Raw genomic sequence first — 12,822 nt, 5'->3', positions numbered from 1 at the left:
CTCGCGATAGCGGTCTAACCGTCGACATCAATGTTGAATGTGCCGACCCCATCGCGAGCAGGCTCGCTCCCACAGGGACCACCGTCATGCTTAAGACTTGCGCGATAGCCGCGTGAGGATCCGATCCAGCGCATTGGCAAACGCCTGCTTCTCACGCTCGCCAAACGGCGCAGGTCCGCCGCTCATCTGCCCCTGTTCACGCAAATCGGTAAACAGGTTACGCACCGCCAACCGGTCGCCCATGTTCTGCGCATCGAACTCCTTGCCTCGTGGATCCAGCGCCGCAACGCCCTTCTTCACCAGACGATCGGCGAGCGGCACATCGCTGCAGATCACCAGTTCACCGGGTACCGCGTATTCCACCAAGTAGTCGTCGGCCGCATCCGGGCCGCTCGGCACCACGATCAGCTTCACCAGGGCAAGCCCCGGCTTGATCTGCGGCTGCCCGGCCACCAGCACCACTTCGAACTGGCGCTTGAGGGCAAACTTCACTACCAGATCCTTCGCCGCCCGCGGGCAGGCGTCGGCATCGATCCAGACACGCATCGTGTTTTCCTCTTTTAAAAAGCATCGCGGGCAAGCCCACTCCCACAGGTTATACGCAATCCTGTGGGAGCGGGCTTGCCCGCGATTGTGAGCACAGCGAATGCTTTTAAGAAACCTGCACCCGCCGCTTCTCAGCCATCCGACTGCGGCCATACAGCACGATGATCGCAATGATCGCCACGGCCTGAGCACTCAGCGAGTACGCATCAGCGTGGATCCCCAGCCAGTCGAAATCAAAGAACGGCACCGGCCGGGTGCCGAAGATCCCGGCTTCCTGCAATGCCTTGACGCCATGCCCGGCAAACACCACCGACAACGCGCACAGCAAAGCAGCGTTGATGCTGAAGAACAACGACAGCGGCAGTTTCGCCGAGCCGCGCAGGATCACCCAGGCCAGACCGACCAGCAGCACCAACGCCGTCGCACCACCGGCCAACACGGCGTTATGGCCCGCCGGACCTGCCTGCAGCCACAGGGTCTCGTAGAACAAAATCACTTCAAACAGCTCGCGATACACCGAGAAAAACGCCAGCGTCGCAAATCCGAAACGCCCACCGCCGCCTACCAAACTGCTCTTGATGTAATCCTGCCAGGCCGCCGCGTGCCGACGGTCATGCATCCACACACCGAGCCAGAGCACCATGACGGCGGCAAACAACGCCGTGGCACCCTCCAGTAATTCCCGTTGCGAACCGCTGACATCGATCACATAGGCCGCCAGCGCCCAGGTCGCCAGACCGGCCAACAGCGCCAGGCCCCAACCGACGTTGACGCTGCGCACTGCCGATTGCTGGCCGGTATTGCGCAGGAACGCGAGGATCGCCGCCAGCACCAGAATCGCTTCCAGGCCTTCGCGCAGCAGAATCAGCAGACCGGAGATGTAGCTCAAAGACCAGCTCAAGCCCTCGCTGCCCAGCAAGCCGGCTGATTCCTTCAACTTGGCCTTGGCCGCGTCCAGACGCTGCTGGGCCTGGGCCACCGGCAAGCCATCCTGCAACGACTGACGGTAAGCCATCAGCGATTTTTCAGTGTCTTTGCGTACGTTGGCGTCGACGTTGTCCAGGGAGCTTTCGACCAGTTCGAAACCTTCCAGGTAGGCCGCTACCGACAGGTCATAGGCTTGGTCGTGATCGCCGGCACGGTAGGCCGCAATACTCTTGTCGAGGGTCGCGGCGGTGTAATCGAGCAACTGTGCCGGGCCACGCTTGACCTGCGGCGGTTGCGCCCGTTGTGCACGGAAGGTTGCCGCAGCTTGAGGGCCGTCGGCGACCTGTACTTCTGCCGGCGTCTGACGGGCGAGGTCGGCGATGTTGTAGGTCTTTTCGGATTTTGCCGCTGTCGGATCGGCGCTGAAGCTGGCGATGTACGTCGCCAGGTCCCAACGCTGACGGTCGTCCATCTGATCGGCGAAGGCTGGCATGTCGGTACCTTCGATGCCCATCCCCAGCGTGTTGTAGATGGCGTAGAGGCTCAGACGGTCCAGTCTTGTGGCATCGCGCAGATTGGACGGCGGCGGCGTCATGCCCACGCCTGCCGGGCCGTCACCAGTGCCCGCCTCGCCGTGACACACCGAGCAGTGCTGCGCGTACAGCGGCGCGCCGCGAGTCGGGTCCGGGGTAATGATCGGCGCCTGACTGACTTCATAGCTCACCGCCAGTTTCGCGCCCAGCTGTCGCGCCTGACGGGCAACGTCCGCACCGTCCTTGCGAGCAGCAATCGCCGTACGCAGGCCAACGACGCCTTGCTCCAGTTCTGCACGCTCAGGCTTGGCCGGCAGTTCGGCGATCAAGCCCTGCAGCACAGTCAGAAATTCCTGTTGCTCCTGGTATTCGGTGTCATTGATGACTTTGCCGGCCTTCACCGAATCCGGGTAGTCGGCGCCGATGTAATCAAGCAAATGCAGCGCCTTGTGCGCACCTTCAGTGGTTTCGGCCAGCGCATTGAAGCTGCAAAACGCGATCACCGGCAGCACTAGCCACGCCAGGAAACGGGAGGAGGCAGTCATGAATGAATCTCAATTGGAAATACGAAGTAACACATTGTTCACTTCCAATGACTTTCACTCAAGCTTTGTTGGTGTTTCCGGCGCAACGACGTGTACATTTGCCGGCAAATTGCCATCGTTCTCCGGATTCATTCAGGGAAGAATCATCGTCCATGCCTTCACGCCTCGTGTTCTCGCTGCTGATAAGCGCCGCTCTGCAACTGGCCGGTTGCGCCGCCTACCGAAATTACGATCTGGAACTTGAACAAACGACTGATCAGTTGAAATCGGGCAATCCCGATGGCGCGCTCTCTCTGCTCGAACGGCACAATCCGGCGAAAGAAAGGGACTTGCTGTACTACTTCGAGAAAGGCGCAGTCCTCAGCGCCGACGGCGCCCTGCCCCAGAGCCAGGACGCCTGGCGCAGTGCCGAGCAGATCGTGATCCAGCGTCAGGACACCGTCGAGTCGACCGGTACCAAGCTTTTGTCCGCGATGGGCGATCACTGGGGCAGCATCATCAACGACAAATTGCGCCGCTACGATGGCTACGACTACGAGAAAGTCATGCTGACCACGCAAATGGCCTTGAACCAGCTAGCGGTCAATGACTTCGATGGCGCACGGGCCGACATCAAAAAAACCCATGAACGTGAAGCGCTGATCGCCCGACAACGGGAAAAGGAATACGAGCAAGTCGAGGAACAAGCCAAGTCCCAGGGCGTGCGCGTGCACTACAAGGATCTTCAGGGCTACCCGGTGGCAATCCTCGATGCGCCTGCCGTGATTGCGCTGAAAAACGGCTATCAGAGTGCGTTCAGTCACTACCTGGCCGGTTTTACCTATGAAGCGCTGGGCGAGCGGGATCTCGCCGCACCGGGCTATCGCCAGGCCATTGAACTGCGCCCCGACCTGGTGTTTTTCCAGCAGGCATTGCGTGAGCTCGACGAACCCGGGGCCAAGGCTGATGAAAGCGACGTGCTGATTATCGTGCAAAGTGGCCTGGCGCCGGCTCGCAGCTCGGTGCGCGTGCCTTATCCGGTGCGCCTGGAGGACAACCAGGTAATCGTCGCCAACGCCTCGTTTCCGGTGATGGTGATGGTGCCCGACACCTCGACTCCGGCGTTCACGCAAATGAGCATCGACGGACGCAAACAGAAGTTGATCCCCGTGAACAGCATCACCGATATGTCGCTGCGTACATTGCGCGACGACATGCCGGGCATCATTCAGCGCACCGCCTATCGTGCCTTCCTGGCGGCCTCTGTCCAGGGCAACGACAACCGCCGCGACCCAGGCAAGGCCTCTTATGTGACCCGGTACGATGGCTTCGAGCACGCGGACACCCGCACCTGGCGCACTTTGCCCAACCTCACTTTGGTGACGCGCCTGCGCCTGAAAAAAGGCGAGCATCTGATCAGCCTGCCGAATGCCCCGGGCGCGGCGCCCCTGAGAATCCGGATCGATCAGAATCATCAAGTCATCGGTCTGCGAGCCTTGGGTGATCGGGTTTACGCCAACGGAATTGCCTTTCAGCCCGCCTCTTCCGCTGAGAGCCGTGTGGTCTCCGGCCTGAAAAAGTAATGGCATGAAGTGTTAAATTGAAACCAAAAAGCCACTACATTGCCAGCATCCCTGTTTATAATGCCGCGCCCTCGCTACCGCGAGACGGCATTTAAGCTCCTCTTGTTTGAGGAACTGGCAGGACGCCAACATTCCTGCCGGTGGGTCCCAACAGCCCGACCAGCATGCGCGGCTGCAAAAAACTCAAGGAAGAAGTACCCGCCATGGCATCCCGCATCCTTACCTCGATCGCGCTCAGCGCCGTCACCTTGCTTTCCGGCTGTTCGGCCTTTCGTAACTACGACTCAGAGCTGGCCCAGACCAACCAGCAACTGGCCGCCGGCAACGTCGACGCCGCGCTGACCCTGCTGGAAAAGAACAACACCAGCAAAGACAAAGACCTGCTCTATTACTTCGAAAAGGGTGAGCTGCTGCGCGCCAAGGGCGATTTGTCCGGCAGCCAGAATGCCTGGACCAGCGCCGATCAGGTGGTGGGCAAGTGGGAAGATTCGGTCAAGCTGGACACTGGCAAGTACCTCGCCCAGTTCGGCAGTTTCGTGGTCAATGACAAAGTCCGCCGCTACGAAGGCTACGACTATGAAAAAGTCATGCTGACCACACAGATGGCCCTCAACCTGCTGGCCGTGAACGACTTCGACGGCGCGCGGACCGCTATCAAGAAGACTCATGAACGTGAAGCGGTGATCGCCGATTTGCGCGACAAGGAATACCTCAAGCGCGAAGAGGAAGCCGAGAAAGAAGGCGTCAAAACCCAGTACAAGGATCTGCAGGGTTACCCGGTTGCCAGCCTCGATGCGCCCGAAGTCGTCGGCCTGAAAAACAGCTACCAAAGTGCGTTCAGCCATTACCTTTCCGGTTTTGTGTATGAAGCCCTGGGCGAAAAAGGCCTGGCCGCGCCGGGTTATCGCAAGGCCGCCGAACTGCGTCCCAACACCCCGCTGCTGGAACAGGCGCTGGTCAACCTCGACAAGCCGAGTGGCAAGGACGACGAAAGCGACATCCTGATCGTCGTGCAAAGCGGCCTGGCTCCATCGCGCGATTCCATCCGCATTCCGCTGCCATTGCCGATCAGCAACAACGTGGTGATCACACCGCTGTCGTTCCCGATCATCAAGGCTGACACCTCCACTGCCTCTTTCGCCCAGATCGGCGTGGACGGTCAGCAACTCAACCTGACGCAACTCAACAGCACCACCGCCATGTCTCGCCGCGCCCTGCGTGACGACATGCCGGGGATCATCGTGCGCACCACCGTGCGGGCGATCACCCGTGGCGTGGCGCAAAAACAGATTAACGAAACCAACCCGCTGGCAGGCCTGGTGGTCGGTATCACTTCAGCCGTGCTTGAAGGTGCCGATACCCGTACGTGGCGCACCCTGCCGGACAACACCCAAGTGGTGCGTCTGCGCTTGAAGAAAGGCGAGCATCAGGTCACCCTGCCCAGCGCTGTGGGCGGTTCGGTGGTCAAGGTCACTGTCGATCAGCGTTACCAGGTGATCAGCCTGCGCGCCGTGGGTAACCAGGTGTTCGCCAGCGGCCTCGCCGCTCATGTGATCCCGAGTGCCAACCCGACCGCCGTGGCCAGCCTCAAACAACCTTAAGAACGGAGTCTTTAGATGCGCTTCAAACTCATCGCTGTCGTCGCCCTGGCCTTGCTGGCCGGGTGCGCCACCCCGCCGCCACCGGAACCTGGCACTGCCGCCAGCAAAGTCGTGGCCATGGGCAAGCTCAAGAATATCGTGGTCGGCGCCATGCGCGTCGCCCGGGAAAACGGCTTCATGACGGCCAATGTGCAGTTGAGCAACACCAGCTACAACAACAAGACCTTTTACTACCGCTTTGCCTGGCTCGGCCCTGAGGGCTTCCCGGTCGCCGAAGAAGAAACCTGGAAAAGCCAGCTGATGTACGGCGAGCAGACCAGCTTCATTCAGGCGATTGCGCCAACCGCCAAAGCCGTGGATTTCCGTCTCGAAATCAAGACGCCTTAAGCCCATACCCTATTCGTTCAGTTCTAGAGAGCATTCCCATGTTTGCACGCTTTTCGTTCATTGCCGTTATCGCCCTGCTGGCCAGCGGCTGCGCCAACACCTCGCCAACCCTGGGGAGCAAGAACATCTCCTATGGCGACACCAAAGCGGTTGAAACCGTGACCAACGAGTTCGGTTCCACCGACCTGCAAATGATCGCCGAATCGATGACCCGCTCCCTGGCCCAGTCCGGCATCCTGCAGGGCCGCACGGTCGTTCAGGTCTACGACGTGAAGAACAAGACCAGCGAGTACATCGATACTCGTGAGATCACCACCAGCATCAAGACTCAGCTGATGAAGACCGGCACCGCCCGCTTCGCCAGCGACAACACCGCCATGCAAAGCCAAGTCGACCAGCTCAAATTGCAGAACCAGAGCGGTCTGTACAAGAAAAGCACCGTGGCCAAGACCGGCAACATGATCGCCGCCCAATACCGTCTTGAAGGTTCGATCAGCTCAATCGTCAAGCGCAGCAGCGATTACAAGGACGTCTTCTACAAATTCAGCCTGCAATTGATCGACGTTGAAAGCGGTCTGGCCGAGTGGATGGACGAAAAAGAGATCCGCAAAACCACGGAGCGTTAATCAATGCGCACATGGATTGGCATGATGGCCCTGGCTTGCGCGTTCAGCGTGCAAGCGGCCCCGAAAGTTGCGGTCACGGACCTGGCGTATCAGGAGCGAGTGGAGCAGTACATCCACATCGTTTCGGCGCAGAGCAACCACAGCCAGAGTTACTACGGCGCCAGCGGTTCTTCGAGTTACAACGAAATCGAAGCGACCAGCAGCTACATCGAACAAGGTGAGTTGCGTAAGTTTACCGGCGACATCAAGGGCGAGATTCTTCGTACCGGCATGTTCCAGCTGGTTCAAGGCACGCCTTACACCTCTGCGTCCAAGGGTGATGTCTACGACGTGATCAAGCGGATCAAGGCCGGCAACTTCAAAGGTGCCGACTACGTGCTGTTCGGTACCGTGTCGGACATCGATTTCACCCGCGACATCAACGAACTCGCCAACACCGACAGCTATTCAGCGGTACTGGCGTTGACCCTGGTGGCCGACTTCAGCCTGATCAACACCAAGACGTTCGAAATCACCTCGGCCTTCACGGCGATGGGCGAAGGTCAGGACACCAAACTGATGAACCACCGGGACATTCGGATATCGCTGAACCGCCCAAGGGTGGTGCGTGACGTGTCCAAGGCGCTGGGCGAAGACGTGGCCGCGCAACTGAGCCAACAGCTCGGCGGCGGTGGTTATGAGCAGCCTGGGCGAGCCCCATTGCGCAATAATCTGCCAGCGGATACCGCGCCGGTGATCTTGCGCTGATCCTGGATACTGATCGTTCCCACGCTCTGCGTGGGAATGCAGCCGGGGACGCTCTGCGTCCCAAAGAGCCGAACGCGGAGCATGGGAACGATCAGCATGGCTCGAATGAAAAAGGCGACCCCAAGAGGTCGCCTTTTTTGTGCCCGACGGTTTTACATCGCCGCTTTGCGCAGCGTCGCCATAAACGCCGCCGCGCCAATGAACAGCCCGGCAAAAGTGCGGTTCATGCGTTTTTGCTGTTTAGGTGTGCGTAACAAACGCAACACTTTGGACGCCAGCCCTGTGTAACCAGCCATGACGATCAGATCGACGCAGATCATGGTCAGACCGATGATCAGGTACTGAGCCAGCAGCGGCGCGTGCGGGTCAATGAACTGCGGCAACACCGCCAACATGAACACCAGAGCCTTGGGGTTACTGATGTTGACCAGGAAACCACGAAACACGAGCACCAGCGGCCTGCCAATCTGCCGCACCGCCGCGTTATCGCTCATGTCGCTGGGCAGCGCGCGCCATTGCTTGACCGCGAGGTAAACCAGATACGCCACACCGAACCATTTGATCGCGTAGAAAGCGGTGGCCGAAGCCGTGAGAATGGCACCAACACCGGCGCCGACAATCGCAATCTGCACCGCCAGGCCCAGTTGCAGGCCCAGGGCGTTCCAGTAACCGCGCCAGAAACCGTATTGCAAACCACTGGACATCGACGCAATGGCGCCGGCACCGGGAGACAAACTGATCACCCAGCAGGCGGCAAAGAACGCCAGCCATGCTTGAAGCTCCATTACACACCTCGACTCAGACTCCTGACAGACGTCTAAGCTAATGCGGCTTTGAGCCGATGACTACCGATTTTTTGTAAGGACATTACGACTGCCGACCAGCGTTTACGGCTTCAGGACCCCTTCGCCAGCAGGCTCGCTCCCACAGTGGTTCTCGATTGTTGCAAAAAACAGGTTCACCGAAGATCAACTGTGGGAGCGAGCCTGCTCGCGAAAGCGGTGTGTCAGACAACAGAAGCCTACTTTTCAAAGCCATTCGAAGGGAATACATCGCTACCCCGCCAGCGTCGAACCGAGCGCTGGAAGAACAGGCTGTTGGGTACTTGCACCATGGCGCTGCCGGTACCGAGCTCTTCGGCTTCGATCAACGTGGTGTAGAGCAGGTTGATCGCCACCACCCGACCTTTGACGCCAGGCTTGTCAGTGGTGTCCACCAATTCGACGACATCACCGATCCGGAACGGGCCGACGGTGAAGATCAGGATCGCGCAAAGCAGATTGGAGAGCACGCTCCACATGGCGAAGAACGCCACCGCCGCTACTGCGACAAACCCGGACAATGCGGTCCAGAGCACCGTGGCTGAAACGCCAAGGCGTTCCAGGACGAAGATCAGCGCGCTGCCCATGATCAGCCAGCGCAGACCACCGCGCAGTGGCATCAGCAATTGCGGCGGCAACGGATAGCGTTCACCCAGGCGGGTCAGGCACTTGGCCACGAAGCGCTGGGCGATGTAGCCCGCCAACAAGATCAGCAGGATTTGCCCAAAGAGCCACAGAGGCTCAATCCACATGGCAGCCAATGGCAGCTTGAACGCTTCCATCAAGACAGCGCCTCCAGCTCCGCCTGCATGCTTTCGAGCAGCTCCAGCGCTTCCATCCAGGCTTCTTCGAGTTCAGCTTCACGCACCTTCAGCTTGGCTTGTTCGGCCAGCAGGTCACGCAGATCGTTCTTGCGTGCCGGTTCGTAAATGTCGCTGTCACCCAGGCCGGTATCGATCTTGGCCAGTTTCTCGTGCAGCTTGCCCAGCTCGGCTTCAAGTTTGTCGGCTTCGCGCTTATGCGGCGCCAGTTGCTGACGCAACGCGGCAGCGGCTTGACGCTGGGCCTTCTTATCGGTCTTGTCCGGGTTCACCGGTGTGTTGCTGACCGGGGCATTGCGCTGGCGATAGTCGACCAGCCAACGGGTGTAGTCTTCCAGGTCGCCGTCGAATTCCTCGACCTTGCCGTCCGCCACCAGATAGAAATTGTCGGTGGTGCTTTTGAGCAAATGACGATCGTGGGAGACCACCAGTACCGCGCCGCTGAACTCCTGAAGAGCCATGGTCAGCGCCAGGCGCATTTCCAGGTCCAGGTGGTTGGTGGGTTCGTCGAGCAGCAACAGGTTCGGCCGACCCCAGGCGATCAACGCCAGCGCCAGACGGGCCTTTTCGCCCCCGGAGAAATTCAGCACGGGCTCATCGATACGCGCACCACGGAAGTCAAAACCACCGAGGAAGTCGCGCAAGGTCTGTTCGCGCTCCGTCGGTGCCAGGCGTTGCATGTGCAGTAACGGGCTGGCTTTGGAATCGAGCGAATCCAGCTGATGCTGGGCGAAGTAGCCAACGACGGTGTTCTCGCCACGGGTCAGTCGCCCGGACAACGGTTCGAGTTCACCGGCAAGGTTTTTGATCAGGGTCGATTTACCGGCGCCGTTCGGGCCGAGCAAACCGATCCGCGCGCCGGGGGTCAGTTGCAGCTTGACCTTCTCCAGCACGGCCCGCTCGCCGTAACCGAGTCGGGCATCGGAGAGGTCGATCAACGGGCTGGAGATCTTCACCGATTCACGGAAGACGAAATCGAACGGCGAATCGACGTGGGCGGCGGACAGTTCTTCCATCCGCTCCAGTGCCTTGATCCGGCTCTGGGCCTGACGAGCCTTGGTGGCCTGGGCCTTGAAGCGGGCGATGTAGCTTTCCATGTGCGCACGTTGCGCCTGCTGCTTCTCGTAGGCCTGCTGTTGCTGGGCCAGACGTTCGGCGCGAGCGCGTTCGAAGGCTGAATAACCACCGCGATACAGAGTGATCTTGCGCTGATCGACGTGGGCCACGTGATCGACCACGGCATCGAGGAAATCCCGGTCGTGGGAAATCAGCATCAAGGTGCCGGGATAGCTTTTGAGCCATTCTTCGAGCCAGATGATGGCGTCGAGGTCCAAGTGGTTGGTCGGTTCGTCGAGCAGCAACAAGTCCGAGGGGCACATCAAAGCCTGCGCCAGGTTCAGACGCATCCTCCAACCACCAGAGAAATCTCCTACCTGGCGATCCATCTGTTCATTGGTGAACCCAAGGCCGGCCAGCAACTTGCGGGCCCGGGCATCGGCGGTGTAACCGTCGGCGCTGTCGAGTTCCGAGTGCAGGCGGGCCTGAGCGGTACCGTCATGGGCCGCTTCGGCTGCGGCGAGGTCGCGTTGCACCTCGCGCAGGCGCAGGTCGCCATCGAGCACATAGTCGACCGCCACCCGATCGAGGGTGTCGATCTCTTGGCGCATGTGGGCGATGCGCCAGTCCGCCGGCAGGAAGCAATCACCCGAGTCCGGGTGCAGGTCACCCAGAAGCAAGGCGAACAGGCTCGATTTGCCGGCGCCGTTGGCACCGATGAGGCCGGCTTTGTGGCCGGCGTGCAGGGTCAGCTCAGCGTCTTCTAGCAGACGTTGAGGGCCACGCTGTAAAGTCAGGTTCTGAAGTCGAATCATAATGGCGGCGGAGTCTACCAGCTTCGCTCGCAACTGGCGCGAGTAGCACTATGTCCTCTGACCTGTGGAGCTTTTCCCTTGGCACTTACGCCCGTTCCGGCGTTGAACACGCGTGCCTGCAATTACAGTCGACGGGGGTGAATGTCTGCCTGCTGCTGTGTGGTTTGTGGCTTGGGCAGCGGGAAGTCGCCTGTAACGAGCAACGATTGCAGCAGCTTCGCAACGTGGCCGAGCCCTGGGACGCGGATGTCGTGCGTCCGCTGCGGGCCTTGCGCATGCAATGGAAAGCCGTCGCAACTGAAGATGCCGAACTGAATTCATTGCGCGAACAAGTGAAGACACTGGAACTCGAAGCCGAGCGACATTTGTTGTTGCGGCTGGAGCGATTGGCGCAGAGTTGGCCGCAAGGTGAGGTGACCGATCTAACGGCCTGGCTGGAAGGTGTGACGGCAGGTGCCGCCCACCTGGACCGCGACGCGCTGCATCAGCTGCGCGTCGCGGCAACCGGCACTTAGGAAGCGCTGGTTGGGGTGGTTGCTGCGATCGATGCGGCGGCCGGCGTTGGCGCTGGCGTGGCTGTCGAGGTGGCTGCTGCTAAAGCAGACGTTGCTGCCGGAGCCGGGTTGGCTGGCTTGGCAACTGGCGCGGCGGCCGGCTTGGCGGCAACCGGTTTTTTCACCGCGGGTTTTGCAGCAGGTTTGGCTGCGGCAGGTTTGGCTGCGCTGGCGGTGGCCGGCTTGGCAGCAGCGGCAGGTTTAGCCGCAGCAGGTTTAGCGGCTGGTTTAGCGGCTGGTTTTGCAGCAGCTTTTACCGCGGGTTTTGCAGCTGGTTTTGCAGCAGCTTTGGCCGCTGGTTTTGCAGCTGGTCTGGCAGCAGTTTTAGCCGCGACAGGTTTGGCAGCCGGCTTGGCAGCAGGTTTCGCCGCAGCGGTTTTGGCAGCTGGTTTGGCTGCAGGTTTAGCGGCCGTTTTTGCAGCAGGTTTTGCTGCTGTTTTTGCTGCTGGTTTGGCAGCGGCTTTTTTCGCCACGGCTGGTTTTGCAGCGGCAGGCTTGGCAGCCGTCGTTTTAGCAGCCGGTTTCGCAGCACTGGCAGCGACGGTTTTTTTCGCTGCTGGTTTTGCAGCAGGCTTGGCTGCGGCTTTCACCGGTGCTCTGGCGGCCGGTTTGGCAGCAGGCTTGGCCGGTGCTTTTGCAGCAGCCGGTTTGGCAGCGGCTTTTTTGGCAGGAGCCGCGGCAGGCTTGGCCGAACGCAAGGACAACGCCTTGCCGACAGCCTCTTGTACACGACCGACGCCCTGGGCCAGTTTCAGGCTTTCTTGAGCATCGCGTTTGAGTTGCAGAATGTAGTTGCGAGTTTCGGATTGACGATCCTTGAGGGCATCGAGCAAGTCCTCAAGCTCCTTCACCGCGCCCTTGGCTTTAGTTTGTGCCTTGGCCTTGCCGGCCGCCGCAGCGTCCTGCAATTTGGTACGGAATTTGTGCAGTTTTTCCTGCGCTTTTCCGCGCTGCTTTTCCAGTTTGGCGAGCAATTTTTCAGCATCAGCCAAGGCTTGGGAACAAGCGGTTTCCAAATGTTCGAGCAGGCTGCCCGAGAGTTGTTGGAGTAAGTGCAACGGAGTATTTACTGGCTTCTTGGTGGCCGACATGGTTTACCTCCTGGCTGACGTGGGTGCGGCTCATACTAGACCTCTGCTGCTACCGCCGCTAGGGCATGTTGACAGTATCCAAAGCGCTGCGTTGCAACGGATTGAAATTCTTCTGCGCCTGCGCAAAACCAGTTCACCGTTGCACGCATTCTCACTGGCATAATCCACCGCATTTGAGGTCGGAGAGTGC

Annotated in this window: 12 protein-coding genes; 6 read left to right on the top strand and 6 right to left on the bottom strand. The window is 59.9% G+C overall.

All coding sequences use genetic code 11. The features are described 5' to 3' along the window. Positions 1 to 90 precede the first annotated feature (90 nt). Both FQ185_RS03355 and FQ185_RS03350 read right to left on the bottom strand, forming a co-directional pair. Positions 91 to 546: a YaiI/YqxD family protein gene (locus tag FQ185_RS03355; RefSeq protein ID WP_084320266.1), complete on the bottom strand. Its 456-nt coding sequence runs from the start codon at positions 544 to 546 to the stop codon at positions 91 to 93. 106 nt (positions 547 to 652) lie between these two features. Then, positions 653 to 2,551 (bottom strand): cytochrome c/FTR1 family iron permease, encoded by a 1,899-nt coding sequence (locus FQ185_RS03350; RefSeq protein ID WP_149416242.1) that lies wholly within the window; start codon positions 2,549 to 2,551, stop codon positions 653 to 655. Positions 2,552 to 2,703: 152 nt separating this feature from the next. Here FQ185_RS03350 and FQ185_RS03345 point away from each other — a divergent pair, with 152 nt between their 5' ends. From FQ185_RS03345 to FQ185_RS03325, 5 genes are all read left to right on the top strand, one after another. Beyond that, the gene (locus FQ185_RS03345; protein WP_149416241.1) at positions 2,704 to 4,113 is read left to right on the top strand and encodes a COG3014 family protein; all 1,410 of its coding nucleotides are present in this window, start codon (positions 2,704 to 2,706) and stop codon (positions 4,111 to 4,113) included. 203 nt (positions 4,114 to 4,316) lie between these two features. Next, positions 4,317 to 5,714, top strand: a complete 1,398-nt coding sequence (locus tag FQ185_RS03340) for a COG3014 family protein (protein WP_149416240.1) — start codon at positions 4,317 to 4,319, stop codon at positions 5,712 to 5,714. 15 nt (positions 5,715 to 5,729) lie between these two features. Continuing rightward, a complete protein-coding gene (locus tag FQ185_RS03335) occupies positions 5,730 to 6,101 on the top strand; it encodes a YcfL family protein (RefSeq protein WP_149416239.1) in 372 nt (123 codons plus the stop codon). Between the two features lie 38 nt (positions 6,102 to 6,139). Continuing rightward, positions 6,140 to 6,727 (top strand): penicillin-binding protein activator LpoB, encoded by a 588-nt coding sequence (gene lpoB / locus FQ185_RS03330; protein ID WP_149416238.1) that lies wholly within the window; start codon positions 6,140 to 6,142, stop codon positions 6,725 to 6,727. 3 nt (positions 6,728 to 6,730) lie between these two features. Then, the gene (locus tag FQ185_RS03325; protein WP_149416237.1) at positions 6,731 to 7,474 is read left to right on the top strand and encodes a penicillin-binding protein activator LpoB; all 744 of its coding nucleotides are present in this window, start codon (positions 6,731 to 6,733) and stop codon (positions 7,472 to 7,474) included. Positions 7,475 to 7,626: 152 nt separating this feature from the next. On the opposite strand, the gene FQ185_RS03320 is transcribed toward FQ185_RS03325, so the two are convergent. From FQ185_RS03320 to FQ185_RS03310, 3 genes are all read right to left on the bottom strand, one after another. Next, positions 7,627 to 8,259 carry a LysE family transporter gene (locus FQ185_RS03320; protein ID WP_149416236.1) on the bottom strand — a complete coding sequence of 211 codons (633 nt, stop codon included), beginning with the start codon at positions 8,257 to 8,259 and terminating at the stop codon, positions 7,627 to 7,629. A gap of 236 nt (positions 8,260 to 8,495) precedes the next feature. Beyond that, entirely contained in the window at positions 8,496 to 9,077 is a 582-nt protein-coding gene (locus tag FQ185_RS03315; RefSeq protein ID WP_149416235.1) for a mechanosensitive ion channel family protein, read from the bottom strand. Continuing rightward, entirely contained in the window at positions 9,077 to 10,987 is a 1,911-nt protein-coding gene (locus tag FQ185_RS03310) for an ATP-binding cassette domain-containing protein (RefSeq protein ID WP_149416234.1), read from the bottom strand. The genes FQ185_RS03315 and FQ185_RS03310 overlap by 1 nt, the downstream gene beginning before the upstream one ends. 50 nt (positions 10,988 to 11,037) lie before the next feature. On the opposite strand from FQ185_RS03310, the gene FQ185_RS03305 reads away from it, so the two are divergent. Then, positions 11,038 to 11,502, top strand: coding sequence for a TIGR02444 family protein (locus FQ185_RS03305; RefSeq protein ID WP_149416233.1), 465 nt, complete (start codon positions 11,038 to 11,040; stop codon positions 11,500 to 11,502). Here the strand turns inward: FQ185_RS03305 and FQ185_RS03300 are convergent. Then, positions 11,499 to 12,632: an AlgP family protein gene (locus tag FQ185_RS03300; protein WP_149416232.1), complete on the bottom strand. Its 1,134-nt coding sequence runs from the start codon at positions 12,630 to 12,632 to the stop codon at positions 11,499 to 11,501. The two genes, FQ185_RS03305 and FQ185_RS03300, sit on opposite strands and share 4 nt — an antisense overlap. Between the last annotated feature and the right edge of the window lie 190 nt (positions 12,633 to 12,822).

It is taken from the genome of Pseudomonas sp. ANT_H12B (assembly GCF_008369325.1).
Taxonomy (GTDB): Bacteria; Pseudomonadota; Gammaproteobacteria; order Pseudomonadales; family Pseudomonadaceae; genus Aquipseudomonas.
This window is presented reverse-complemented; position numbering and strand designations above follow the sequence as displayed.